The 25,716-nt window shown below is 65.9% G+C and carries 24 protein-coding genes and 1 pseudogene; 7 read left to right on the top strand and 18 right to left on the bottom strand.

Annotation, left to right across the window (positions count from 1 at the left end; all coding sequences use genetic code 11):
- Nucleotides 1-24: 24 nt before the first annotated feature.
- Entirely contained in the window at nt 25-1,206 is a 1,182-nt protein-coding gene (gene ampC, locus OKW38_RS37735; RefSeq protein WP_429365438.1) for a class C beta-lactamase, read from the top strand.
- 12 nt (nt 1,207-1,218) lie between these two features.
- Here the strand turns inward: ampC and OKW38_RS37730 are convergent, their stop codons facing one another.
- The 6 genes from OKW38_RS37730 to OKW38_RS37705 are packed head-to-tail and all read right to left on the bottom strand — an operon-like array spanning nt 1,219 to nt 8,184.
- Nucleotides 1,219-1,482, bottom strand: coding sequence for a hypothetical protein (locus OKW38_RS37730; RefSeq protein WP_018425089.1), 264 nt, complete (start codon nt 1,480-1,482; stop codon nt 1,219-1,221).
- A 31-nt stretch (nt 1,483-1,513) separates the two neighbouring features.
- Complete coding sequence (locus tag OKW38_RS37725) at nt 1,514-2,170, bottom strand: sarcosine oxidase subunit gamma (RefSeq protein ID WP_429365437.1); 657 nt, start codon at nt 2,168-2,170, stop codon at nt 1,514-1,516.
- Nucleotides 2,160-5,162 carry a sarcosine oxidase subunit alpha family protein gene (locus OKW38_RS37720; RefSeq protein ID WP_429365436.1) on the bottom strand — a complete coding sequence of 1,001 codons (3,003 nt, stop codon included), beginning with the start codon at nt 5,160-5,162 and terminating at the stop codon, nt 2,160-2,162. Before OKW38_RS37720 ends, OKW38_RS37725 begins: the two co-directional genes overlap by 11 nt.
- Nucleotides 5,159-5,488, bottom strand: a complete 330-nt coding sequence (locus OKW38_RS37715; RefSeq protein ID WP_429365435.1) for a sarcosine oxidase subunit delta — start codon at nt 5,486-5,488, stop codon at nt 5,159-5,161. The genes OKW38_RS37720 and OKW38_RS37715 overlap by 4 nt, the downstream gene beginning before the upstream one ends.
- A gap of 17 nt (nt 5,489-5,505) precedes the next feature.
- A complete protein-coding gene (locus OKW38_RS37710; protein WP_429333910.1) occupies nt 5,506-6,750 on the bottom strand; it encodes a sarcosine oxidase subunit beta family protein in 1,245 nt (414 codons plus the stop codon).
- Nucleotides 6,751-6,789: 39 nt separating this feature from the next.
- Nucleotides 6,790-8,184 carry an L-serine ammonia-lyase gene (locus OKW38_RS37705; protein WP_090810029.1) on the bottom strand — a complete coding sequence of 465 codons (1,395 nt, stop codon included), beginning with the start codon at nt 8,182-8,184 and terminating at the stop codon, nt 6,790-6,792.
- Nucleotides 8,185-8,508: 324 nt separating this feature from the next.
- Here OKW38_RS37705 and OKW38_RS37700 point away from each other — a divergent pair, with 324 nt between their 5' ends.
- The gene (locus OKW38_RS37700) at nt 8,509-9,591 is read left to right on the top strand and encodes a GlxA family transcriptional regulator (RefSeq protein ID WP_429365434.1); all 1,083 of its coding nucleotides are present in this window, start codon (nt 8,509-8,511) and stop codon (nt 9,589-9,591) included.
- Between the two features lie 31 nt (nt 9,592-9,622).
- On the opposite strand, the gene OKW38_RS37695 is transcribed toward OKW38_RS37700, so the two are convergent.
- The 5 genes from OKW38_RS37695 to OKW38_RS37675 all read right to left on the bottom strand — a co-directional run bounded on the left by OKW38_RS37695 (nt 9,623) and on the right by OKW38_RS37675 (nt 14,483).
- Nucleotides 9,623-10,615 carry a GlxA family transcriptional regulator gene (locus OKW38_RS37695; protein WP_429365433.1) on the bottom strand — a complete coding sequence of 331 codons (993 nt, stop codon included), beginning with the start codon at nt 10,613-10,615 and terminating at the stop codon, nt 9,623-9,625.
- A gap of 20 nt (nt 10,616-10,635) precedes the next feature.
- Entirely contained in the window at nt 10,636-11,538 is a 903-nt protein-coding gene (gene choW, locus OKW38_RS37690) for a choline ABC transporter permease subunit (protein ID WP_429365432.1), read from the bottom strand.
- Nucleotides 11,531-12,706 carry a quaternary amine ABC transporter ATP-binding protein gene (locus tag OKW38_RS37685; protein ID WP_429365431.1) on the bottom strand — a complete coding sequence of 392 codons (1,176 nt, stop codon included), beginning with the start codon at nt 12,704-12,706 and terminating at the stop codon, nt 11,531-11,533. The genes choW and OKW38_RS37685 overlap by 8 nt, the downstream gene beginning before the upstream one ends.
- Nucleotides 12,707-12,976: 270 nt before the next feature.
- Nucleotides 12,977-14,104, bottom strand: coding sequence for a VIT1/CCC1 transporter family protein (locus tag OKW38_RS37680; RefSeq protein WP_429365430.1), 1,128 nt, complete (start codon nt 14,102-14,104; stop codon nt 12,977-12,979).
- A 67-nt stretch (nt 14,105-14,171) separates the two neighbouring features.
- A complete protein-coding gene (locus OKW38_RS37675; RefSeq protein ID WP_429365429.1) occupies nt 14,172-14,483 on the bottom strand; it encodes a hypothetical protein in 312 nt (103 codons plus the stop codon).
- A 198-nt stretch (nt 14,484-14,681) separates the two neighbouring features.
- On the opposite strand from OKW38_RS37675, the gene OKW38_RS37670 reads away from it, so the two are divergent.
- On the top strand, nt 14,682-15,188 hold the full coding sequence (locus OKW38_RS37670) for a hypothetical protein (RefSeq protein ID WP_429365428.1): 507 nt from the start codon (nt 14,682-14,684) through the stop codon (nt 15,186-15,188).
- A 245-nt stretch (nt 15,189-15,433) separates the two neighbouring features.
- Entirely contained in the window at nt 15,434-15,811 is a 378-nt protein-coding gene (locus OKW38_RS37665) for a BON domain-containing protein (protein ID WP_429365427.1), read from the top strand.
- A gap of 18 nt (nt 15,812-15,829) precedes the next feature.
- Here OKW38_RS37665 and OKW38_RS37660 read toward each other — a convergent pair whose 3' ends face one another.
- Nucleotides 15,830-16,399, bottom strand: coding sequence for a helix-turn-helix domain-containing protein (locus OKW38_RS37660; protein WP_429365426.1), 570 nt, complete (start codon nt 16,397-16,399; stop codon nt 15,830-15,832).
- 185 nt (nt 16,400-16,584) lie between these two features.
- Here OKW38_RS37660 and OKW38_RS37655 point away from each other — a divergent pair, with 185 nt between their 5' ends.
- Together OKW38_RS37655 and OKW38_RS37650 are read left to right on the top strand one after the other, a co-directional pair.
- Nucleotides 16,585-17,979: an LLM class flavin-dependent oxidoreductase gene (locus OKW38_RS37655; RefSeq protein WP_429365425.1), complete on the top strand. Its 1,395-nt coding sequence runs from the start codon at nt 16,585-16,587 to the stop codon at nt 17,977-17,979.
- 47 nt (nt 17,980-18,026) lie between these two features.
- Complete coding sequence (locus tag OKW38_RS37650) at nt 18,027-18,590, top strand: flavin reductase (RefSeq protein ID WP_429365424.1); 564 nt, start codon at nt 18,027-18,029, stop codon at nt 18,588-18,590.
- Nucleotides 18,591-18,811: 221 nt separating this feature from the next.
- Here the strand turns inward: OKW38_RS37650 and OKW38_RS37645 are convergent, their stop codons facing one another.
- From OKW38_RS37645 to OKW38_RS37620, 6 genes and pseudogenes are all read right to left on the bottom strand, one after another.
- The gene (locus OKW38_RS37645; RefSeq protein WP_429333919.1) at nt 18,812-19,957 is read right to left on the bottom strand and encodes a DUF1501 domain-containing protein; all 1,146 of its coding nucleotides are present in this window, start codon (nt 19,955-19,957) and stop codon (nt 18,812-18,814) included.
- A 5-nt stretch (nt 19,958-19,962) separates the two neighbouring features.
- Entirely contained in the window at nt 19,963-21,495 is a 1,533-nt protein-coding gene (locus OKW38_RS37640) for a DUF1800 domain-containing protein (protein WP_429365423.1), read from the bottom strand.
- A gap of 82 nt (nt 21,496-21,577) precedes the next feature.
- Complete coding sequence (locus OKW38_RS37635) at nt 21,578-22,090, bottom strand: periplasmic heavy metal sensor (RefSeq protein WP_429365422.1); 513 nt, start codon at nt 22,088-22,090, stop codon at nt 21,578-21,580.
- Nucleotides 22,087-22,503 carry a hypothetical protein gene (locus OKW38_RS37630; RefSeq protein ID WP_429365421.1) on the bottom strand — a complete coding sequence of 139 codons (417 nt, stop codon included), beginning with the start codon at nt 22,501-22,503 and terminating at the stop codon, nt 22,087-22,089. The genes OKW38_RS37635 and OKW38_RS37630 overlap by 4 nt, the downstream gene beginning before the upstream one ends.
- Nucleotides 22,500-23,090, bottom strand: a pseudogene (locus tag OKW38_RS37625) (RNA polymerase sigma factor); the annotation flags it as partial. The pseudogene OKW38_RS37625 and the gene OKW38_RS37630, both read right to left, overlap by 4 nt.
- A gap of 244 nt (nt 23,091-23,334) precedes the next feature.
- Nucleotides 23,335-23,652, bottom strand: a complete 318-nt coding sequence (locus OKW38_RS37620; protein WP_184060263.1) for a YXWGXW repeat-containing protein — start codon at nt 23,650-23,652, stop codon at nt 23,335-23,337.
- Nucleotides 23,653-23,941: 289 nt separating this feature from the next.
- Here OKW38_RS37620 and OKW38_RS37615 point away from each other — a divergent pair, with 289 nt between their 5' ends.
- Complete coding sequence (locus OKW38_RS37615; RefSeq protein ID WP_429365420.1) at nt 23,942-25,666, top strand: phospholipase C; 1,725 nt, start codon at nt 23,942-23,944, stop codon at nt 25,664-25,666.
- Nucleotides 25,667-25,716 lie beyond the last annotated feature (50 nt).

Raw genomic sequence — 25,716 nt, 5'->3', positions numbered from 1 at the left:
CCCCCGACCGAGGACCCGTTTGCCATGAAGACCCGAACGCTCAAACTGATAACAACCGCCACGTTCGCGCTGTTCACGCTCTGCGCGATCTCGCCCGTCGGCCACGCGGCCGAGCCCACCGCCGCGCAACTCCAACCCACCATCGATGCCGCGATCAAGCCGCTGATGGCGAAGTACCATATCGCCGGCATGGCGATCGGCGTGATCGACGACGGCAAGCCCTACGTCTACAACTACGGCGTCGCATCGACGCAAACCGGCAAGCCGGTCACACGCGATACGCTGTTCGAACTCGGCTCGGTCAGCAAGACCTTCACGGCGACGCTCGCGTCGTATGCGCAGCTCGACGGCAAGCTGTCGTTGTCGGACGGCACGGAGCGCTATCTGCCGACGCTGCGCGGCCGCCCGTTCGGCAAAGTCAGCCTGCTGAACCTCGGCACGCACACACCTGGCGGTCTGCCGCTCCAGGTGCCGGACGACATCCATAACGACGCGCAATTGCTGCGGTACTTCCACGACTGGGAGCCCGCTCATGCGCCCGGCACGTTCCGCACTTACTCGAATCCCGGCATCGGCACGCTCGGCCTGATCACCGCGAAGACCATGGGACAGGATTTCACCGTGCTGATGCAGCAACGCGTGTTTCCGGCGCTCGGCATGAAGAACAGCTACATCGACGTCCCCGCGGCGAAAATGCCGGACTATGCGCAGGGCTATGCGAAAGACGGTGCGCCCATCCGCCTGACGGGCGGCGTGATTTCCGCCGAAGCGTACGGGGTGAAGTCGACCGCCGCCGACATGCTGCGTTTCGTGCAGGCCAACATGAACCTGATTCCGCTCGACAGTCAGTGGCAGCGCGCGATCACGGACACGCATACCGGCTACTTCCAGGCCGGGGTGCTGACTCAGGATCTGATGTGGGAGCAGTACCCGTATCCGGTCGCGTTGCCGACCTTGCTGGCCGGCAATTCGCCGGAGATGGTCCTCAACGGGACGCCGTCGACCGCAATCAAACCGCCGCTGCCGCCGCAGCAGAACGTCTGGATCAACAAGACCGGATCGACGAACGGCTTCGGCGCGTATGTCGCGTTCGTGCCGCAAAAGCGCATCGGTATCGTGATGCTCGCCAACCGCAATTTCCCGAACGAAGCGCGCGTGAGCGCCGCGCATCAGATCCTCACGGCGCTGGATGGCGGCAAGCCCTGATACGGCGTGGACTTACGGGCGCAGCCGCGCACGCGCTGCGCCGGCGATCCGCGCGAGCGCATCCGCGCTCAGACGGGCCGCGATTTTCTCGACGTACGCATGATGCCGCGCTTCGAGCGGCGCACCGAGCTCCCGCGCGAGCAGATAGCGGATCAGCGCAATGCGCCGATGACGCAGCGCGATACTTTGATCGAGCAGCGCGAGCGCGGCGCCGGCATCGCGCTCATCGCACGCGCGTGCCGTGAGAAGCGAGGTGGCCGCGCGTGCCGACGTCATGGCGAAATCGGCAAAGCGAAGCGCGCGTCGCTCAGCACATCAACGGCTCGGCGGCGTCGAGCATGATCCTGACGAAGTAATCCGCGAAACTGCGACGCACGACGATGTCGAAACTGTCGGCGCCCGTGGGCAGCAACGTAATCGACGCCTTGAAATAGTGGCTCTGCGCGCACTGCCCCACCCCGAAAAGTTTGGGATGCAGATCGAGTGGACAGCCGCGCGCGAGCACGTCGCGCGTGCGCGTGCCGCTGATGTCGAGCACCGTATAGCCGCTGCCCACATCGACCGCCGATGCGAACACGCCCGCGAACGCCGCGCCGAGCTTCGCCTGCAACGGCGCCGTGCGCGTCGCATCGTGCGCGGTTTCCGAACGCACGAGCCATTCGTCCGGGCCGAGCCAGACCATGTCGTAGCCGTTGCCGCGCGCGACGGTGTTCGGCTTCTCCGGCGGCTTGCAGCCGATCACCTGTTCCACCGCGCGAATGAACGCCGAGTCGCGCGTATCGCCGCGCACGTTCACGAGTTCGAGAAATGGCCGCTCGCCGAGCCGGAACGCGGCAGTCGCGTTGGCCTGATGCTGTTTCAGCAGCCCATCCACACCGACCAGCGGCGACTCCTGCCACGCGCCGTTTTGCCGCCCGAGCGTGCGGTCCACGATGGACACCGTCCCGCCTGTTTCATTCCACATGTTGACGTGCTCCTTCGCTGTCGTAGAACACCGGACTCGCGATCTTCGCCGCGATCTGTTTGCCGCTCGCGAGCGGAATCGTGACGGTCGTGCCGATCTTGTCGAGACCGCCCTTGACGACCGCCATCGCGATCGAGCGTTGCAGAATCGGGCTGTAATAGCTCGACGTGACGTGCCCGAGCATCGGCGCGGTGTCGCCCTGGAACGGACCGGCGACGATCTGCGAGCCCTCGGGTATCACGAACGACGCATCCTCCGCGAGCAGCCCGACCAGTTGCTTGCGTCCCGCCTTCGCGGTGTCCGAGCGGGCGAGCGAGCGCTTGCCGAGAAAGTCCTTCGACTTCGCGACGAGCCCGCCCATGCCGAGGTCGTGCGGCGTCATCGAGCCGTCCGTATCCTGGCCGACGATGATGTAGCCCTTCTCCGCGCGCAGCACGTGCATCGTCTCGGTGCCGTACGGCGTGATGTCGAACTCGGCGCCCGCGGCCATCAACGCTTCCCACACCGCGCGTCCGACGTTGGCCGGCACGTTCACCTCATACGCGAGTTCGCCCGAGAAGCTGATGCGCATCACGCGCGCCGCCGCGCCCGCGACGGTGCCTTCACGATACGTCATGAACGGAAACGCCGCGTTCGCGAAGTCGATGTCGTCGCAGACCTTTTGCAGCACCTTGCGGCTCATCGGGCCGACTACCGCAAAAGTTGCCCAGTGATCGGTGACCGACGCGAGCCGCACGCGCAGGTCGGGCCATTCGGTTTGCAGCCAGCGTTCGAGCCACGTGAGCACACGCGCCGCGCCGCCGGTGGTGGTCGTCATCATGTAGTGCTGCTCGGCGAGGCGCACGGTCACGCCGTCGTCGAAGATCATGCCGTTTTCGTCGAGCATCAGGCCGTAGCGGCACTTGCCGACTTCGAGTTTGGTCCACGGATTCGTGTACACCCAGTTCAACAGTTTCGCGGAATCGGGGCCCTGAATATCGATCTTGCCTAGCGTCGACGCATCGAGGATGCCGACGCTCGTGCGCACCGCGAGCGCTTCGCGCGCAACCGCCGCGTGCAGATCCTCGCCCGCTTTCGGGTAATACCACGGACGCTTCCAGTCGCCGACGTCCTCGAACGCCGCGCCGTGTTCCACGTGCCATTCGTGCACCGCCGTCTTGCGCACCGGATCGAGCAATTCGCCCAATTCCCGGCCGGCGAAAGTGCCGAACGTGACCGGCGTGTAGTTCGGCCGGAACGTCGTCGTGCCGGTCTCGGGAATGGTCTTACCGAGCGCCTGGGCGAGAATCGCCATGCCGTTGATGTTGCCGAGCTTGCCCTGGTCGGTGCCGAAGCCCATCGCGGTGTAGCGCTTCACGTGTTCGACGGATTCGAAGCCTTCGCGCGCCGCGAGGAAGATATCGGCCGCCGCGACGTCGTTCTGGAAATCGACGAACTGCTTGGGCCCGCGCGTGGCCAACTCGCGTCCGCCGACGAGCCACAGCGGTTCCAGCTTCGTTTCGCTCAGTTCGGCGACCTGCACCGGCTTTGGCCGCGCGACGATGTGCCCGGCGGCGCGCGCCGCTTCGACGCCGGCGTCGAGCGCGAAGCGGATGCCCTGGCCGAGCGTGAAGTCGCCCGCGCAGGCGCCGACGCTGGTCTCTGGCTGGACCGCCTTGCCCGGCACGAAGCAGGCCTTGTCGTCATGCCAATGGGCCTTGCCGCCCGACTGCGCGAACAGATGCAGCACTGGGCTCCAGCCACCCGACATCGCGAGCAGATCGCACGGCAGTTGGCCCTGCTGAGCGGTGATCTGCCCTTTCGCATACGAGGCGAGCGACACCGACGCGACGCGCAGCTTGCCATGCGCCGCCGTGACGACCGTGCCGTTCAGCACCTTGATGCCATGGCGGCGCGCGAGCGCCGGCAGCGTGCCCTTCGATTCGCCCGCGCGCGGATCGATGACGCTCACCTGCGCGCCGGCCGCTTTCAGGTCGAGCGCGCATTGATAGCCGTCGTCGTTGTTCGTGAACACGATCGCATTGCGACCCGGCAGTACCGCATAGCGATGCAGATAGCTCGACACCGCCGACGCGAGCATCACGCCAGGCAGATCGTTGTTGCCGAACACGATCGGCCGTTCATGCGCGCCGGTCGCGAGAATCACGCGTTTCGCGCGGATCTTCCACAGCAGTTCGCGCGTGCCCTTGCGCTGCGACACGGGCAGATGATCGGTCAGGCGCTGGGTGACCGTGACGAGATTGTGGTCCTGATAGCCGAACGCGGTGCTGCGGCTCAGGATCTTCACATCGGGCAACTGCCGCAATTCGTCCTCGATTTTCTGCACCCACCGCAGCGCGGGCTTGCCGTCGATCTCCGCGCCGCAGGACAGCAGCGAGCCGCCCAGTTCGGGCTGATCGTCGACGAGCGTCACGCGCGCGCCGGACAAGGCGGCCGCGTGCGCGGCCGCGAGCCCGGCCGGGCCGCCGCCGACCACTAGCACGTCGCAATGCGCGAAGCACTTGTCGTAGCGGTCCGCGTCGCGCTGTCGCGGCGCGGTGCCGAGGCCGGCCGCGTCGCGAATCGCTTCCTCGTACTTCGGCCAGAGTTTGCGCGGCCACATGAAGGTCTTGTAGTAGAAGCCCGCCGGAATGAAGCGCGCGATCTTCTGGTTGATCGCCATGCGGTCCTTTTCGATGCTCGGTTTCGCGTTCACGCTGCTCGCGACGAGCCCCTGGTACAACTCGACTTCGGTGGCGCGCGCGTTCGGCACCGTGTAGGCGCCGGTCTCCAGTTGCACGACCGCGTTCGGCTCCTCGACGCCCGCGGTCACGATGCCGCGCGGCCGATGATATTTCCAGCTGCGCGCGACGAAATGCATGCCGTTCGCGAGCAATGCGGACGCGAGCGTATCGCCTTGATAACCCTGATACTCGACGCCGTTGAACGTGAAGCTCAGCGCGATCGCGCGATTGATGCGCCCGCCGGTCGGGAGTCGGTCTTTCTGGCTCATGATGCTTTGCCCTCTTGTGCCTTTACCTGTGCGTTTGCTGCCTGTGTATCGTCCAGCGCCAGCAACGGACGCTCGAACGTCTGATAGCCCTGGAACGCATAGCTGACGGTGTCGCGCTGCGCCTTGAACCAGCGGCGGCAGCCCTGCGTGTGGAACCATTGCTCGCGATGCACGCCGCGCGGGTTCTTGCGCATGAAAAGGTAGTCGCCCCATTCCTTGTCGGTGAGCTTGTCCGTGTCGAGCGGGCGGGCGATGTCCGCCTCGCCGCCGCACGAGAATTCGGTTTCGGCGCGAGGACCGCACCACGGGCATTCGATCAGCAGCATCTGTGTCTCCTTGTCGACTAGTGGGCCACGGCGGCAGCGCCATGCTCATCGATCAGATGACCGGAATAGAACCGGTCCAGCGAAAACGGCGCATTCAACGGATGGGGTTCGTCCTTCGCGATCGTGTGCGCATAGACCCATCCCGAGCCGGGCGTCGCCTTGAAGCCGCCCGTTCCCCAACCGCAGTTGAAATACAGTCCCTTCACATCGGTCTTGCTGATGATCGGGCATGCGTCCGGCGACACGTCGACGATGCCGCCCCACTGCCGGTTCATCCGCACGCGGGAAAACACCGGGAACATTTCGACGATCGCCTCGAGCGTGCCCTCGATGACCTGGAAGCTGCCGCGCTGCCCAAACCCGGTGTACTGATCGACGCCCGCGCCGATCACGAGATCGCCCTTGTCGGACTGGCTGATATACGCGTGGACTGCATTCGACATCACGACCGTGTTGACGACCGGCTTGATCGGCTCCGACACCAGCGCCTGCAACGGATGGCTTTCGAGCGGCAGCCGCACGCCGGCCATGTCGGCGAGCGTCGACGTGTTGCCGGCCGCGACCACCGCGACCTTCTTCGCCTTGATGAAACCCTTGGTCGTGTCGACGCCCGTCACCTGGCTGCCGTCGCGGCGAATGCCGACGACCTGGCAGTTCTGCACGATGTCGACGCCGGCCTGATCGGCGCCGCGCGCGAAGCCCCACGCCACCGCATCGTGCCGGGCCACGCCGCCGCGCCGCTGGATCGATGCGCCGAGCACCGGATAGCGGCTGTTCAGGTTGATGGTCGGCTCGAGTTCCTTGATCTGCGCGGGCGTGAGAAATTCGGCGTCGACGCCGTTCAGGCGGTTCGCGTTGACGCGGCGTTCGGTGTCGCGCACGTCCTGCAGCGTATGCGCGAGATTCATCACGCCGCGCTGGCTGAACATCACGTTGTAGTTCAAATCCTGCGCGAGCCCTTCCCACAGCTTCATCGCCTTCTCGTAGAGCGCGGCGGATTCGTCCCACAGGTAGTTCGACCGCACGATCGTCGTATTGCGCGCGGTGTTGCCGCCGCCGATCCAGCCCTTCTCGAGCACCGCGACATTGCGCACGCCATGCTCCTTCGCGAGGTAGTACGCGGTCGCGAGACCGTGCCCGCCGCCGCCGACGATCACGACGTCGTATTCACGTTTAGGCTCGGGGCTGCGCCATTGCCGCTCCCAGTTCTCGTGATACGACATCCCGTTGCGTAGCAGGCTGAATATCGAATAGCGGCTCATCGTCGTTCCTTGGCGGTTTTGCAGATGCGGTGTAGCGGTTCAACACTCGATGACGTTCACGGCCAGTCCGCCGCGCGACGTCTCCTTGTATTTCGTCTTCATGTCGGCGCCGGTTTCGCGCATGGTGCGGATCACACTGTCGAGCGACACCACGTGCTTGCCGTCGCCCTTCATCGCGAGGCGGGCCGCGTTGATCGCCTTGATCGCGCCCATCGCGTTACGCTCGATGCACGGAATCTGCACCAGCCCGCCGACCGGATCGCAGGTCATGCCGAGGTTGTGTTCCATGCCGATTTCGGCGGCGTTCTCGACCTGGGTGGGTGTGCCGCCCATCACGGCCGCGAGCGCGGCGGCGGCCATCGAGCAGGCCACGCCCACTTCGCCCTGGCAGCCCACCTCGGCGCCGGAGATCGACGCCGTTTCCTTGTAGATGATGCCGATCGCCGCGGCGGTCAGCAGGAAGTCGACGATGCCGGCGTCGTTCGCCGCATGCATGAATTTCACGTAGTAGTGCAGCACTGCCGGGATCACGCCGGCCGCGCCGTTGGTCGGCGCGGTGACGACCCGGCCGCCCGCGGCGTTCTCCTCGTTGACGGCCATCGCGTACAGGTTGACCCAGTCGAGCATCGACAGCGGGTCGCGCAGCGATTCCTCCGAGCGTGCGCGCAAGCGCTCGCACAGCTCGGCCGCGCGACGCTTCACGTGCATCGGGCCGGGCAACTCGCCGCGCGCCTTGCAACCGCGCTCGACACATGCGGCCATCGTGCGCCAGATCGCCAGCAGGCCCTCGCGCACGTCGGGCTCGGGCCGGGTCGCGCATTCGTTGCGCAACGTCACTTCGGCGATGGACAGGCCGCTTTCGCGGCACACGCGCATCAGATCGTCGCCGGTGCGAAACGGATACGGCACCTCCGCGTTGGCGCGCCGGCCGTTCACGCGATCGCCGTCGCGATTGACGACGAAGCCGCCGCCGATCGAGAAGTACTCTTTTTCGACGAGCAGTTGACCGTTCTCGTCGAAGGCCTGGAAGCGCATGCCGTTCGGATGCACGACGCCCGAGCCCGGCGCGCCCGGCATCAGCTTGCGCAAGAAGCCGACATGTTCGCGCTCGTCGAACGCGACCGGATGCTTGCCGAGCAGCACGAGCTGTCGGGTCTCGCGGATCGCGCGCAGCCGCGGCTCGATCAGCTCAGGATCGAGCCGGTCGGGCAGATTGCCTTCGAGGCCGAGCAGCACCGCCTTGTCGGTGCCGTGGCCCTTGCCGGTCGCGCCGAGCGAGCCGAACAGCTCGGCTCTGACGCGCCGCACGAAGCCGAGCAGATTCGCGTCCTCGATGTGCGATGCGAAGCGGCATGCGGCGATCATCGGCCCGACCGTGTGCGAGCTGGATGGACCGATGCCGATCTTGAACAGATCGAAGACGCTGACGTTCATGGCGTGCCTTGTGCGTTGTGTCTTGCGTGTTGCGATGGCCGGAAGCGCTTCGACTCGACTCATGCGCCCGGACGGAATGTGCGTCTATTGCACCGCACGCCGGGCCGGATCGATAGAATAAAAACGGCATCGCAATGGGATGGCGTCGTCAGGTGAACCGCCAGGCGGGTCTTCCGGCGCATTTGCGATGACTTGGGACGCATTTGCGACAGGCGGCCCGATTGCGGCCGGCAATGCTGAAGGTCCGTGGTGCTATCCTCGCTTCACCGTTTCGGTCAACGTTCGTTCCTCTTTCGCCGTTCTTTTCACCGACCCGCCGCGCGCATGAATTCCGCTGAAACGCTTGCCCCTCCCTCATTCGACACAGCCACGAAGCAGCGCATCCGCTTCGGCATCGTCCTGCTGCCGAACTTCACGCTGACCGCATTCGCGGGTTTCGTCGACCTGCTGCGCCTGTCCGCCGACGAAGGCGACTTCAGCAAGCCGGTGCGCTGTTCGTGGAGCGTGATCGGGGAAACCCTGGCCCCGGTGCGGGCGAGTTGCGGCATCCAGATCACGCCGTGGGAAACCTTCGAGACCGCCGGGAAGTTCGACTACGTGGTGGTGGTCGGCGGACTGCTGCACTCGGGGCCGGCCGCGAGCGAGGCGACGCTCGCGTTCATCCGCCGCGCCGCCGCCCGCGACGCGACGCTGGTCGGCATGTGCACCGGCGTGTTCTCGCTGATGCGCGCGGGCGTGCTCGACGGCCATCGGATCTGCGTGAGCTGGTTTCACTACTGGGATTTCATCGAGCGCTTTCCGTCGGTCGACGAACAGATGCTGGTCGCCGACCGGCTGTTCGTGATCGACCGGCGGCGCATCACCTGTTCCGGCGGCCGCGCGTCGATCGACGTCGCCGCCGCGATCCTGCTGCGTCATTTCGAAACCGCCACGGTGCAGAAGGCGCTGCGCATCCTGCTCGTCGACGACCTGCAGAAAGGCAACGCGCCGCAGCCGCATCCGCCCGGTCTCGCGCCGGCCTCGCATCCGAAGGTCAAGCGCGCGATCCTGCTGATGGAGCAGCACGTGGGCCGCGCGCTGCCGCTTGACCAACTGGCGGGCAAGCTCGATCTGTCGCCGCGTCAGCTCGAAAGGCTGTTCAAGGCGCAGACCGGCAAGGCGCCGCAAGCCTACGCGAAGCAGGTGCGCCTGCGCACCGCCGCGTGGTTGTTGACGAGCTCAGACAAAACCGTCGCCGATATCGCGTCGAGCTGCGGCTTTTCGGACGCCTCGCACCTGGGACGGGAATTTCGCAAACAGTTCGGCGTGCCGCCGATGATGTATCGCGAGCAGCGCGGCACGGCGGAGCAAGCCGACGACGGCTCGTGCTACGACGAAACGTTTCCGGGCCGCGCGCAGGCGATCTGAATCCGCGCGGCATGCGAGGCCGCGGCACCCGCTACTCCGGCATGCGCCGCTCGACGCTCGGCGCATGTCCGAACTGCGCGCGATAGGCCTTGCTGAAATGACACGGAGAATGAAAACCGCACACCGTGGTCACGCGCGCGATCGACGCGTCGGTATTGCGCAGCAGATCGCGCGCTCGGCGCAGCCGCAAGCTCAGGTAGTAATGCGTCGGCGACATGTTCAGGAATAGCTTGAACATCCGTTGCAAATGACGCTGCGACAGGTTGACGAGCCGGGCGAGTTCGTCGAGCGATAGCGGCTCCTCGATGTTCGCTTCCATCAGCCGCACCACTTCGATCAGCTCGGTGCGCGACAGGCCGACCCGCGCGTCGACCGGAATGTGCTGGTAATCGGTCGAGCCGCGAATCCGCTCGACGATGAATTGCTCGGACACCTGCGCGGCCACCGAGGCCCCCAGCCGCATGCCCACCAGATGCAGCATCAGATCGAGCGGCGCGGTTCCGCCGGTGCAGGTCAGCCGGTCGCGGTCGATCACGAACAGTTCGTCGTCGAAATGCACATGCGGATAGCGCTGGTGCAACGGCGACATGTCCTCCCAATGCACGGTCGCGCGATAGCCGTCGAGCAGCCCGGCCGCGAGCAGCGCATACGGACCCGTGCAGATGCCGCCGAGCGGCACGCGGTGCGCGGCCGCCTCGCGCAGCAGCGCGATCACCGCGTCGTTCACATACTCGCGCACGTGCCAGCCCGCGCATACGAACAGCAGGTCCGGCATGCCGGCCTCGGCGAGCGTGGTGGTCGGTTTCACCGTGATGCCGTTGCTCGCGCGCGCCGGCTCGCCGTCCGGCGTGATCACGGACCACCGGTAGTGCTGCGCGCGGCCCACGTAGTTCGCCATGCGCAGCACCTCGACCGCGCTCGTGAACGCGATCATCGAGAAGTTCGGCAGCGTCAGGAAGCCGACGTGCGCGACGGCGCACAGCCGCGCATCGGCTTCGGCGGAGGCGATTGCGTCGCGCTTCATGGACGTATCGAATCAGGCCGTCAACCGTGTTGCGCCGCCGGCTCGCGGCGCACTTTCATCGCATTGCGCAAACCGGCGAACAGGGGGGCGCGTACCTTGCCCGGCGCCCGGCCGAAGCTCTCGGTGATGCGGTCCAGAATGATCGCCAGCATCACGACCGACATCCCGCTTTCGAAACCGAGTCCGATATCGAGCCGCTGGATGCTCGCGAGCACGTCGTTACCGAGGCCGCCCGCACCGACCATCGACGCGATGATCACCATCGACAGCGCCATCATGATGGTCTGGTTCACGCCGGTCATGATCGACGGCAGCGCGTTCGGAAACTGCACCTTGTACAGCAGTTGCCACGGCGTGCAGCCGAACGCCTGTCCCGCTTCGACGATTTCGCGATTCACGTGCTTGATGCCGAGCGCGGTCAGACGCACCGCGGGCGGCATCGCGAAGATCACCGTCGACAGGATGCCCGGCACGCGGCCGAGACCGAACAGCATCGCGGCCGGAATCAGGTAGACGAACGCGGGCATCGTCTGCATCAGATCGAGCACCGGGCGCACGATCATTTCGACGGCGCGGCTCTTCGCCGTCCAGATGCCGAGCGGCACGCCGAGCACGAGACTGATCACCGTCGATGACAGCGTGAGGCCGAGCGTGATCACCATCTGATCCCAGAAGCCGGTGCCGTAGATCAGCAGCAGCGCCGCCAGCGTGAACAGCGCGAAGCGCCAGCCGACGCGCCACAAGCCGATGCCGACGAAAAACGCCATCAGCGCCCACATCGGCACGGCCTGCAAACCGTGCTCGACCGCCGCGGCGAAACTCTCGATGACCTTGCCGATCGTGTCGAAGGTCTGCGCGTCGTGATCGAGCAGGTAGTGAACGCCGCGATCGACCCACGCGCCAACTGGAATGACTTCAGACATGGGAACCTCGGTGGCGCGTGAGAACGTTCAGCACGTTCGTCTTGTTGACCGAACCGCAGTAGGAGCCGTCCGCTTCGACGACCGGCAGCGGCACGCGGCTCGCCACCACGCGCGCGACCACGTCGTCGAGCGGCGTGCTGCGGCGGATGCATTCGATCTGGTTGAGCTGCGGCGACGCGCTGCCCGTCGCATCGCGGCACACGAAGCCGCGAATCCGGCGCTCGCTATCGAGCACGAACGCGTAGTCGGCGCTGCCGTTGAGCGTCGCGGCGACGCTCGACGCGTCGATCTGCGGCGCGTGCATCAGCGGCACGTCGTCGGTCTGCATCAGATCGCCGGCCGTCAGATAGCGGCTCGTGTCGATGCCTTCGAAGAACGCGCGCACGTAGTCGTCGGCCGGGTTCTTGATGATTTCGCGCGGCGTGCCGATCTGCACGACACGGCCGCCTTCCATGATCGCGATGCGCGTGCCGATGCGCATCGCCTCCTCGAGATCGTGCGACACGAACAGGATCGTGCGCTGCTGCTCGCGTTGCAGATCGAGCAGCACGTTCTGCATCTCCTTGCGCTTGAGCGGATCGAGCGCGGAGAACGCCTCGTCCATGATCATCAGCGACGGGTTGACCGCGAGCGCGCGCGCGAGCCCGACGCGCTGCTGCATGCCGCCCGACAACTCGGCCGGCAGTTTCTGCGCGAACGGTGCAAGGCCGACCTGTTCGAGCACCGTCAGCGCCCGCGCCTCGCGCTCCTTGCGGCCGACGCCCGCGACTTCGAGGCCGAACGCCGCGTTGGCCAGCACGTTGCGCTGCGGCATCAGCGCGAAGGACTGGAACACCATGCTCATGTCCTTGCGGCGCAGCGCGGTCAGCTCGGCGCGCGGCACGCCCGCGACATCGCGGCCGTCGATCAGCACCTTGCCGGCGCTGGGCTCGACGAGCCGATTGATCAGGCGAATCAGCGTCGACTTGCCCGAGCCGGACAGGCCCATCAGCACGAAGATCTCGCCCTCGCGAACCTCGAACGACGCGTTGTGGACGCCGACGATCTGACCGGTGCGGGCAAACACCTCTTCTTTCGTGGCGCCGCTGGCCAGCATCGCGAGCGCCTGTTTCGGGTTGCTGCCGAACACCTTGCACAGCCCTTCGACCACGACCTTGGGGGAATTCATCGAGTGCTCTCCTCGCTTGCGGACGTCCGTCCGCGCTGTGCCTACATAGTTGCCAGAAAAAAGTGCGGCTAACCGACTAATTCCGACAACCACATGAGGAAATGCGACACCCGGCCATGTCGTGGACGCTCGGCGCGGCGAGCAAACCCTTGGGAGAACGTTGTGGGAGAAAGGATTGACGCGGGTTGGCCCGCGCGCGGAGCGTGTCGCGACATAGCAAGCGGCGCTCCCGGACGGCGGCGGGCGCGAGGCGCCTGAGAGGCGCCGGGTTCAGGAAATCGACACGCCCAGCAAGCGCCCGACGCCGAACGTGAACCCTGCCGCGATGAGCCCGATGACGACCTGGCGCAGCGCCGAAAACCCCGCGCTGCGTCCGTTGAACAACGACGTGAACACGCCGATCGACGCGAGCGCCAGCATGCTCAGCACGACACACTGAACGATTGCGCTGACGCCACGCGTCCACAGGAAAGGCATCACCGGGAAAATCGCGCCGAGCGAGAACAGGCAGAACGACACACCCGCCGCCGACCACGGATTGCCGCCCAGTTCCGCCGGATCGAGACCGAGCTCCTCGCGCGTGAGGGTGTCGAGCGCCTTGTCCTTGTCGCGCATCATCTGCGAGGCCACGCGTTTCGCCTCGCTCGCGTCGAGCCCTTTCGCGCGGTAGATCAGCGTGAGCTCGTGCTCCTCCGCTTCGGGCTGTTCTTCGATCTCCTCGGCTTCCTTGGCGATCTGCGTGCTCGCGAGTTCGCGCGCATTGGTGACCGACAGCCATTCGCCGAGCGCCATCGAACAGGCACCGGCGATCAGCCCGGCGAGGCCGGTCAACAGGATCGCCTTGTTGCCGGTGCCCGCGCCGGCGACGCCCATGATCAGGCAGAAGTTGGACACGAGGCCATCGTTCGCGCCGAGAACCGCCGCGCGCAGATCGTTGCCCGCCGCGGCGCCCTTGTGCCACGACTCGGCCGCGGCAATGCGCGCGCCGGACGACAGGTTGGCATTGCCGGTGCTCGCGAGCGTCTGCACGACGGCCGCGTGATGATGTTCGTCGGCCGACATGTGGCCCGCGTCGCGTTGGCCTTGATATTTGTTGCGGTCCGCGTATTCGGCTGCGGCGAGCGTCGGCAGCACGAAGTCCGCGCCGCACACGCGCACGAGCCGCTTCATCAGACGCGTCTTGACCGCATGGCCACGGCCCTTCGGTTCGATGCCATTGGCTCTGAGCTTGTCGGCCCACACTTGCGCGTGGCTGTGTTCGGATTGCGCGAGATCCTGATAGACCTGCTTGCGGGTCTCGTCTTTCTCGACCTGCGCGAGCGTCTCATAGAGGGCGGCGCTGTGCAGTTCGTCGGAGAGATTCGCCTTGTAGCGTTTCACTTCATGTTTCGTTGCCATGATCGCGCCTCGCAACTGCCCGGCGCCTCATCAACGATGAATGCCACGCCGGGCGTCCGCCTGTCCGTTACTGGCTGGCAGGCGCACCAACGCCGGCCTTCTTCTGGGCTGCCTGCAGCTTGTCCGGATAGTTCGGATCGTTCTGCGCCGGCTGGTAGCCCGCGTCTTCGAGTTTCTTCAACTCGGCGTTCTTTTTCGCGCGGGCCTGTTTGCGCTCTGCCTTGCGCTCGGCCTTGGTCGGCTTTGGGGTGGTCGTCGTCGCGCCTTCCTGGGCTGCGGCATCCGTCGAGCCCTGCGCGAGCGCGAGCGGAATCGTACCGGCCATCAGTGCGACGGCCGAAACCCCCAGCATGATTCGTTTAATGGCGAAGTTGTTCATCACTGATATCCCCTGAAAAAATCGGCAATAACGTACGAATTGCGGCTGCGAATCGTGAGCCACACGCCGGGTCGCGCAGCCTCCACGCGAACCCGTCAACGGGAGCTTACTGCCAAATAACGGGATGCGGGTCGGGAGCGTGGACGGCCCCCGGCGGCCTCGCTTTCAGAATTCTCCGGGTTTTGCCGAGATTGACTCATGAACAATAGTGGCGCGGATCGATTTCATCATCTACTCGGACCGTCGCTTCATTCACATCTTTCCGCCGATCGTGCTCTATCTATGAAACGCATCTCTACGCGTGTCGCATTGTTAGCGGGTCTCATTGCCGTGCTTTATCTCGGTCTGTTCGACCATACTCCGCAAGGAAGCGAGTGTCGCAAATCGGCACCTGTCCACGGCCTGTACACGGCAGAGCTTTGCCTGTTGCGATGGATTCCGGGCCGCAGTGGAAGCCCTGAATATGTCGGCCGGCTATTCGATGCAAAAACCGGGAAGCTGCTTGCACAGCGCACGTTCAGCACGCCTGTCCCCGATCTTTTCTGGTCAACGGGTCTGCGATACTCGCTGAATCCGTATTCGCCGCCCCGTTATCTCGGTCCGTCCGTCGAATTTTCCCGCGGAGATGGCGGTGAAGGAGATTCGAGTATTTCGTTGCCTCCGTCGTTCTGGGACAAACTAGCCGCCGCGCGCCCGCGCTTATAGTCGGCTGCGTCGTATGCCGGTGCCTGTGTCTCACCGTGCTGGAATCAAGCCGCACGCACCTCCTTCCGCGATTCGGTTTTTTGGCACGTCCGCGCCGTCAGGAGTATCTTTTAACCGCGCCGGAAGCGCCAAAACCACCACTCCTCTACAAGACAGACGCTTCCCAGAGTCCAGACCTGCTCGACAAAGCGCGACGTTTCTAACATGCAACGAAGCGACATCAACTTATCGAGGATGGTGAAACAGTGAAAACAGTCAATCTTTTGAAGGTGCTCGGTATTGCATTGTGCGTGGCAACCGCATCCAGCGCCTATGCCCAGGCGAGCGACGCGCAGGCGCCCGCCGCCACGGCAGCCGCGCCGGCCCCGACCGCCCCGTCGACGCGTGCGGCGGATCGCAAGCTCGGCCGCGACGTGCGGCACGCGCTCGGTAAAGCGCCCGGCTTCAATGTATCGAACGTGTTCGTGCGGGCGCGCAGCGGCGCGGTGACGTTGACCGGCTCGGTGCCTCAGGGCGACATGATCCAGCAGGCCGGCGAAGTTGCGAAAGGCGTGCCGGGCGTGACCTCGGTGACCAACAGACTCACCCTGAACCTGCCATCCCGCGGGAGTGGCGGGAGCTGAGCACAAGCTGGACGAAACTCAGCGCCGCACCAACCCCACCACATATCTGCACACCTCGGTGCCCGCATTGAAGAACTCGCATTCGATCGGCGCACCGAGTTGCAAACAATCCCCCGCTTCGAGCCGGTGCGTGAGCGCGCCCTCGCGAAACGTCAGCACCCCTTGCGTGACCCAGATCTGCTGATGCTGAAACACGAACGCATCCGACGGATAAGGCACTCTCACCCCAGTCGGCAATTCGATTTCGAGCAGTTCCAGCACGCCGCCGGTCGGCGGTGAAATACGCCGCCGCGTATAGCCGGTTTCGGGGTCCTCCCACAGCGACTGGTCCGCATGACGCACGAGCCGCTCGCCGGTCTGCTCGGCGAGTGCGAGCAACGTGGACAGCGTCAGCCCGAACGCGCCCGACAGCCGCCCGAGCACCGTCGCGGTCGGACTCGCCTCGCCACGCTCGATCTTGCTGATCATCGCCTTCGATACACCCGAGCGCTCGGCCAACTCGGCGAGCGACCAGTTGCGCGCCTCGCGCTCGGTCTTCACGCGCGCGGAGATCGCCTGGGTCAGATCGATGGCGGAAGTTTCGGACATGGCGGGTTGTCGGTGCAGAGGTGAGTACCGCGAAATTATATCGATGCGATGCGGCAGCGGGCGTGCAAACGGCGTTCAACGCGCCCTCATCCACGTCAGCCAACCATGTCTTGCATAGTGATTTTTCGTCCACTATATTAAACACCACGCCACCGCCCGAACCCGCTCATCAGCAGGAACACACCATGCCGAAGGAAATCGTTCTCAACGCGTTCGACATGAACTGCGTAGGCCACATCCAGCAAGGGCTATGGACCCATCCGCGCGATCAGTCCACGCGCTACACGGATCTGCAGTACTGGACCGACTACGCGCGCAAGCTCGAAGCGGGCCTGTTCGACGGCATCTTTTTCGCGGACGTGGTCGGCGTCTACGACGTCTACGGCGGCAGCCCGGACGCGGCAATCGGCGGCGCCGTGCAGGTGCCGGTCAACGATCCGACGCTGCTGATTCCGGCGATGGCCGCGCTCACGCGGCATCTGTCGTTCGGCGTCACGTCGAATCTGTCGGTCGAGCAGCCGTTTCTGTTCGCGCGCCGCATGTCGACGCTCGATCATCTGACGCGCGGCCGGGTCGGCTGGAACATCGTGACCGGCTATCTGGACAGCGCATCGCGCGCGATCGGCCTGAGCGGCCAGATGGCGCACGACGACCGCTACGATCTCGCCGACGAGTACATGGAGCTCGTGTACAAGCTGTGGGAATGCAGCTGGGAAGACGGCGCGGTGCTGCGCGACAAGGCGCGCGGCGTCTATGCGGACGCGTCGAAAGTCCACGTGATCCATCACCACGGCAAGCAGTACCGCGTCGATGCGATGCACCTCGCGGAGCCGTCGCCGCAGCGCACGCCGGTGCTGTATCAGGCCGGTTCGTCCGCGCGCGGCAAACAGTTCGCGGCGGCACACGCGGAGTGCGTGTTCGTCAACGGCCAGGCGAAGCCGGCGGTCAAGACGATCGTCGACGACATCCGCGCGCACGCGGTGGCCGGCGGCCGCCGCGCCGACGACATCAAGGTACTGCTCGGCCAGACCGTGATCACCGGCCGCACCGATCAGGAAGCGCGGGAGAAATTCGAGGAGTACCGGCGCTATGTGAGCTCGGAGGCGGCGCTGGTGCATGCGGCCGCGTCGCTTGGCATCGACTTCGCGCGCTACGACCTCGACGAGCCGATCGAAACGGGCAAGAGCCAGGCGATCGTGTCGAACGTCGAAGCGATGACGCGCGCGGCCGGTCCGCAATGGACGAAGCGCAAGCTGCTCGAACAGATGGTGCTCGGCAGCCGCCAGCAGCCGCTCGTCGGTTCGGCCGACAAAATCGCCGACGATCTGATCGCGTGGACCGAGCAAACCGGCGTCGATGGCTTCAATCTGTCGCGCACCGTCGTGCCCGAGTGCTTCGACGATTTCATCGAACTGGTCGTGCCGCTGCTGCAGGAGCGTGGCGCGTACAAGCGCGCGTATCGTGACGGCACGCTGCGCGAAAAGCTGTTCGGCCATGCGCGGCTGCCTGAGAGCCACACGGCGGCGCGCTTCCGTTCGCCGGCTTGCGCGGCGGCGCTGGACGACGAGGCTCGCGGCTAACTCGACCACCGTTGTTTTGGCGAACCCGACTTCCAGCAGAGGTCCCCATGCTTGACAAGAGCACGTTCCGCGACGCGATGGCCGGGCTTGGCGCGGCCGTCAACATCATCAGCAGCGACGGCGAAGCCGGCCTTGCGGGCTGCACCGCGTCGGCGGTCTGCGGCGTCACCGACGAGCCGCCCACCCTGCTCGTTTGCATCAACCGCAGCAGCCGCAACAACGCGGCGTTTCGCAGCAACGGCAAGCTCTGCGTGAACGTGCTGCGCGCCGAGCAGCAGGCGCTTGCCGCGCACTTCGCCACCAGCGCGCTCGCGATCGAAGAGCGCTTCGCCGCCGCGCAATGGGACGACCTCGCAACCGGCGCACCGGTGTTGCAGGACGCGCTCGCGTCGCTTGACTGCGAGATCGAGTCGGTGACCGAAGTCGGTACGCACACGGTGTTCTTCTGCGCGGTGAAAGCCGCGCGCACGCAGGGCGCAGGCGATGCGCTGATCTACTACGGCCGCCGCTATCATCGCGTCGGCGAGCGCTCGGTTCACGCGACGCCCGCCGCTTCACCTGCCCCGCCCCACCCTCGCCAACGGCCCGGCCGCGATCGTCCGGCCGAATAGCGCGGCCGCGGTGCGCTCCGGATCGAGCGCAATACCTTCGCTCGCTGCACCGACGATCAATGCGTCGAGCAAAGCAGTCAGCGTCGGCTCACGCGATTCGCCATGCCGATGCGACGCGAACGCCCGTCCGCCGCGATCGCAGGTCGCTCGCCCACGGAATCCTCGATCGCCCATCACACCTCCGTCCCATCGTCATTGCACGCCGTTGTGCGATCAACGCGTCACGCCCGCACGACGCCCGTCATCGGTCTGCCCGCCATGGTCCGGCCAAACAGCGCTGCCGCCGTCCGTTCGGGATCGAGCCCGAGACTTTCACTCGCGGTGCCGGCGATCAACGCATCGAGCGAGGCGGTCGGCTTCAGGTCGCGCGACTGATACAGCTGATGCGGCGCGAGGCCCGGCCAATCGGCAATCACGCGTCCGCCCTGCACCGACCCGCCGAGCACCATCGCGACCGAGCCGGTGCCATGATCGGTGCCGCCCGTGCCGTTCGCGGCGGCGGTCCTGCCGAACTCCGTCGCGACCAGCACCGTGGTTTTGCTCCACGATGACCCCATGCCGTCGCGCAACGCCGCGAGCATCGTGTCGAGTGCCTTCAGTTGATTCGCGAGCCGCGCGTTCTGCGCGCTGTGCGTGTCCCACCCGCCGGTCTCGATCATCGCGATGCGCGGACCGTCGTCGCGCACCAGAAAACTGGCCGCGAGCTTGCCGAGGCTCGCCGGGTCCTGGCGCGCGCCAGCGTCGCCCGCAAGGCCGCGCGCCGCCATCGCCGATTCCCACAGCGCACGCAGCTGCGCGTCCTGCTCGTACAGTTGCGACACGCGCGCGAGCAGATCATCGGGCGCCTGCGGCAAGGCCGACGGTGCATATGACGTCACCGCCGCGGGCCCGCGCAGCGCCATCGGCACGGTCGGCGCGAACGCGATCGCGTTTTCGCGGGTGGCGGGCAGTTGCGCGGCGAGCCGGTTGAGCCAGCCGTCCTTCGTCTGATACGGCGACGTGCCGCCGGTTTCCAGCACGTTCTGTCCGTCGAAATGCGAGCGGTCGCGATACGGTGAGGCGACCGCGTGCACGAACAACGCCTCGCGCTGCGCGTACAGCTTCGCCATCTGCGCGAGCGCCGGATGCAGCGCGAACGTGCCGTCCAGATGCGGCGCGTTCGACGCATCGATCGCGAGCGGCCCGCGCAGCGTCGCATACGCGGGGTCCGCGTACGGCACGACGATGTTCAGCCCGTCGGCCGCGCCACGCTGGATCACGAACACGAAGCGGCGGTCAGTCGCGACATGCGCGAACGCAATCCGCGGCGACACGAGCAGTGCGCCGGCACCGGCGGCGACGCTCAGAAACTGACGGCGTGACAGCATGGCGTTCATCTCCGTTGAAAATCGGGCGATACGAGCAGCAGCGCGATCGCCGTCGATGCGCTTTCCGCGCGCGACACCGCCGTGGCCGTCGGCTCGCTGAGCGAGCCAGCCAGCAAGGTCTGGCCGAGCGAGCGCGCATCGAGCCGGTCACCCACGCGCGCGGCGAAACGTTGCGCGACTTCGACGCGGCGCACGAGCGCATCGGGCGCGGCCCAGCTCGCGCCGATATCGTCGTAGCCGGCGGGTGAACCGGGCCGCCACACCGGCTGGCCAAGCTGCGTGAGGATCGGCGCGCTCTGCAGATTGCCGGGCTCGTGCCAGCCGAGTCCGCGCATCGACGAGATGGTCCACTCCCACGGCGTCTTGAACTTCACCGCGGCCGGCGACCATGCTTGCGGCGTATCGATCAACGCGCGATAGACGGTCGGCAGATCGCCGTCGCTGCGCGTGAACGCATCGGCCAGACGTTCGCTGACGCCAGGTGGCGGATCGTCGGCGACGAAATGGCGCGCGAGCTTCGTGCCGATATGCTGCGCGGTGGCCGGCGCGTGCGCGAGGTCGTGCAGGATCGCGAGCGCCTGCTGTTCGCCGGCTTCGTCGTAGCGGCGTCCCATGATCGTGCGCGAGCCGGGCTCGTGCAGCGCGGGACGAAACACGAAGCTGCCGGGTTCGCCGTTCTGCTCCAGCGCGCGCCGGTTTGCATTGGCGCCGCCGCTCCCCGGATTGCCGACGAGACTCCAGCCGGTCAGCGCACGCGCGAACTCGGTCACGTCGTCCTGGCTATAGCCGCTGCGCACGCCGAGCGTATGCAGCTCCATGATCTCGCGCGCGAGGTTCTCGTTGAGTCCGCGTTTGTTGTCCGGATTGCGCTGCGCGGCGCGCAGCGCGGCCATGCTGTCGGGACCGACCGAGCGGGTCTGGTCGAGGAACAGCTGCATGGCCGGATGACGCTCGACGGCCACCAGCATGTCCTCGAAACGGCCGAGCACGTGCGGGCGAATCGCCTCCGCTTCGAACGACCCGGCGAGCGCCGCGACGCCGGGCTTTTCGGTCGACACCGCGAAGTGATTCGCCCAGAAATGCACGAGGCGTTCGATGAACGGCGTCTGCGTGGTCAGCGCGCTTGCGACGCGCGCATTGACCGACGAGCGGTACATGTCGAGGATTTCGACGCGCAGTGCTTTTCTTTCGGCTTGCCTGGCGGCTTGCGCGTCGGTCTGGCTGGGTGCTGCGGTGTTGCTGGCGCTGTTGTTTGCGCTGTTGTTTGCGCCGTGGTTCGCATTCTGGCTCGGGTTGGTCTCCTCGCTCGCCTTCTGTTTCGACTGCTGTTCCATCTGCATGCGCTGCTGCACGAGCTGCGTCGACAATGCGATCGAATCGGGTTGGTTCGCCCACGCGTCGGGCCGCGGCTGATACTGCTCGAACTGCGCGAGCAGCCAGCCCTTCGGATCGGCGGGCGGCGTGTCGTCGGCGCGCGCGCCGAGGCCGAAGCGGTTCAGTGCGATCGCCGCGGCATTCAGGTTCGGTGAGTTGGCCATACGATCCTCGTCGGCAGGTAGGACACCTGCATGTCCGTTAAACGGACGACAGGCTGAAATCCGTCGCCATCGCGCGCATTTTTTATTCGCTCGATGCGGCATTCGCCGCCGGTTTTTTCGCGTTCGGCGCCGGCTGCGCTTCGCGCCATTGCCCGCGCAACTTCAAACTCTCGGCGAATTCGACGCGCTCCTCGGGCGTCAGCGTCGCCGCGAAATCGGCGACGCTCGCTTCGACCATCGCGCGCAGGCTGACGTCGGCCGCGCGCGTGCGCGCGAGCGCGGCATCGAGTGCGGCGCGATCGAACTTCGGCGCGGCCAGCAGACGCAGCACGTCACGACGCCCTTCGCGAGCGTCGCGCGCATACTGGCGCCCGTCGCGCCGCGCGCTCTTCAGGCCGTCGATAAACGCCTGCCGCTGCTGCGCCGACAGCGGCTCGGCGGCGAACCGCAGCGCGCGCCGGTCCTGCGCCGCCGCCGGCGGATTCGCACCGTGCGCGGCGAACCATTGATACGCGCCGCCGGCGATCGCGCCGAGCAGAAACACGTTGAGCACCACCGAGCCCAGCAGCGCAAATTTCCACGAGCGCCCGTTCATTCGCCGCTCCAATCGGCGGAGCTGCCGCCGAAGCTCGAAGTCAGATACGAGGATTCATGCACGACCGGCGCGTTCCCGGTCAGCACGAAGAACGACACCGCGAACGCCCCCGCCACGCCGCCGAGCAGCCCGACACCCGCCACCGCCGCGCCCGACCACAACAAACGCCAGCGCGCGGCTGGGCGTCGCGACGGCGCGCGGTCGATGATGCGACGCTGCAGTTCGAGCCTCGGCGGCTCGAGCTCGTCGGCGGCGAGCCACGCGTCGAGGCTGGCCGCGTCGCTCAACGCCGCATCGGCTTCGTCGCGATGCGCGCGCGCCCACGCCTGCGCGGCTTCGCGTTCGCGCTCCGGCCAGCGGCGCGCGTCGGCGCCGTACGCTGCAACGATCTGATGGAATCTTTCGGGCGTCATGACTTGTCCTTGCTAAGGCCGCTGCCGGCCAGTTGAGCGCGCAAATTGCGGCGCGCGCGGCCCAGCAGACTCTCCAGCGCATCGACGCTGACGCCCATCAAGGCGGCAGCGTCGAGGTTCGACATCTCCTGGTAGTAGGTCAGCACGAGTGCCTCGCGCTGTCGCGCCGGCAGCGCGGCGAGCGCCGCGCGCACGCGCGCGTGGTCGGCACGTGCTTCGAGCCGCGCGTCGGGCGGCGCGGCGGGATCGGCCGAATCGGGCAGTTCGTCGCTCGGGTCTTCGCGCCGGCCGCGCAGACGGTCATAGCAAAGATTGAGCGCGACCCGATGCATCCACGTGTCGAACTTCGCTTCGCCTTCACGCCAGCGGGCCGCCTGTTTCCAGATTCGCACGAAGACCTCCTGCGCGACGTCTTCCGCTTCCATGCGATCGCCGAGCATGCGCGTGGCGAGCGCAAGTAGCCGCGGCAGCTTGCGCGCGACCAGCGAGCGGACCGCGCCGGGCTCCGCGCGGCCCACCCGCGCCATCAGCTCGGCGTCCGGATCGGGTGGTGCATCGCTCAAGGCGTGCGGCTCGGTCGCGACATCACGCGCGCGCTTTCGCGTGAGGACCGCATCACGGGATCAACGTCGTTCACTTGCCGCCGCTCCTTCAGCTGTCGTGTCGTTATGTTGTCGTGCCGCTACGCCGCTATCCGGCCAGGTATCACGTACGCGGTCAATATACGACGACCGCCGGCCGGTAATAGGCCGGGCGTGCCGGATAGACCACACAGCCGGCGAGCGAGGCCGCCAGCAGAATCATCACGAGTGTTTTCATCGCAAGCCTCGTTCAAGCCCAATGTCCTTCGATCCAGCGCCAGTGCGGCCCACGTTGCGCCCAATGCCCGGGCACCCAGTGATAGCCGACGCGCACCGGCTGCCAGTGGCCCGGCACCCACGCATAGCGGCCGTGCTCCCAGCGCCAGCGGCCCTGATCCCACACATAGCCGTCCCTTGGCGCGGGCACGACTTCGACGCGCGGCGGCGGCGGTGCCATCGGCGCGATCATCACTTGTGCGGAGGCGGGCGCGGCGGTCAGCGTGGCCGCGCAGCACAGCGCGGCGCTCAGCGTGGAACCGAGCAGACGAGCGATGCGGTTGGTGTTCATGTCGATTTCTCCCTTCAAAGCTGGAACAAGTCGGCGCCCTGGACGGCCCCGTTTCTACTTGAACGCGGCAGCGGAAGAAATCCGTCGCGCTATTGGCAAAAAAGCACGAAGACAGTCGGGCTCACGAAAGGCAATAGTCGGCGTATTGCCCGAAAACCTTCACTTTTTGATGGTCCAATGCACGGGCTGCAATCACTGGCGTCGGCCGTTACGCTTCTAACAACAATTTCCAGCACCGTTCACACCTATCGATGGAAGGGCTGGACCGCGAATGTGGAGCCACCAAAGAATGTTTCGTAAAGCCCTTTTGCCCATTCCGTTTGCCGCCGCACTGTTCGTGCTGAGCGCATGCGGAAACAGCAGCGTCAGCTCTCCTTCGACTGCATCCGCGCCGGCCTCCACACCGGCTGCTACCGTATCCGCCCAGGACGCGTTGGCCACGGCAACGCCGATCAAGCACCTCGTCGTGATCTTCGGTGAGAATCGTTCTTTCGATCACTACTTCGGCACCTATCCGAACGCGCAGAACCCGGCCGGCGAACCGGCGTTCACGGCGGCGAACACGCCGGCCCAGATCAACAATCTGAATCAGAATTCGCTTCTGACGAGCAACCCGAACTTCCTGAACACGGCGAACAACACGGCCTCCGCAGGCAGCGGTATCAATCCGTTCCGCCTCGACCGCAGCCAGGCCAACACCAACGGCCAGTCGCACGACTACATGAAGGAACAGCTCGCCTACAACAATGGCGCGGCGGACCTGTTCCCCAAGTACACGGGTAACAACAGCGCCGGCAGCGGTTCGACGTTCGGCACGCCGGGTCTCGTGATGGGCTATTTCGACGGCAACACGGTCACCGCGCTGTGGAATTACGCGCAGAACTTCGCGATGAGCGACAACATGTACACCGACACGTACGGTCCGTCGACACCGGGCGCGCTCGAGGTGGTTTCCGGCCAGACCAACGGCGCTATTCCTGCGAACGGTGCCGCTCAAGGCGACAACGTGATTGCCGACGGCGCGGGCAGCTTCACGATGAACGGCGATTCCGACCCGACCGGGGACGTGTGCAACACCTCGACGTCGAGCGGCCAGGCCACGCTGAGCTCGAATAACAAAAATATCGGTGACCTCCTCAACGCGAAAGGCATTACGTGGGGCGGCTTCATGGGCGGCTTCGACCTGAGCGCCACCAACTCGAACGGCACCACGGCGTGCAAGCGCAGTACCTACTCGTCGGTCCTCGGCGCAACGAAGACGGACTACGTACCTCACCACAACTGGTTCCAGTACTACGCTACGACGGCCAACCTGGCGCACACGCGCCCGACGTCGACCGCGCTGATTGGACAGACCGACCCGCTCGATTCGACGGCTACGCCGGTGCACCATCAATACGACGTCAACGACTTCTTCACGGCCGTCTCGGCGGGCAACTTCCCGTCGGTCAGCTACCTGAAGGCACCGGCCGTCGGCGATGCGCACCCGGGCAACTCGGATCCGATCGACGAGCAGGCGTTCGTCACGAAGGTCGTCAACTTCCTGCAACAACAGCCGGACTGGAAGAACACCGCCATCATCATCACGTACGACGATTCGGATGGCTGGTACGACCACGCTTATGCGACGCCGACGACTTCGTCGTTTGACGCCACCGCCGACCAGCTGAACGGCGCGGGCACCTGCAACGCAACGGGCGCCAAGCAAGGCGTCGGCGTGACAGGCGCGGCTGTCAACGGCCGTTGCGGCCCGGGAACGCGTATTCCGCTTCTGGTGATCTCGCCGTACGCACGTAGCAACTACGTCGACCACACGGCGATCACTCAGGCTTCGGTTGTCAGGTTCATCGAAGACAACTGGCTAGGCGGCACCCGCATCGGCAACGGATCGCACGATGCGGCGACGGGGAGCATCGCGTCGCTGTTCGACTTCACCAACGGTGGCAAAACGCCGGCGTTGTACCTCGACACGAACCTTGGCACCAAGCTGTCGGCTCCTCCTGCAACGAACTAAGGAGCCACCGTTTATCCGTCCGTTCTGCCGCACAGAGAAGTACGCGGTGT

The sequence above is a fragment of the Paraburkholderia sp. MM5496-R1 genome, assembly GCF_050436205.1.
Taxonomy (GTDB): domain Bacteria; phylum Pseudomonadota; class Gammaproteobacteria; order Burkholderiales; family Burkholderiaceae; genus Paraburkholderia; species Paraburkholderia tuberum.
Note: the sequence above shows the minus strand (reverse complement) of the source record. Positions and strands in the feature narration are given on the sequence as shown.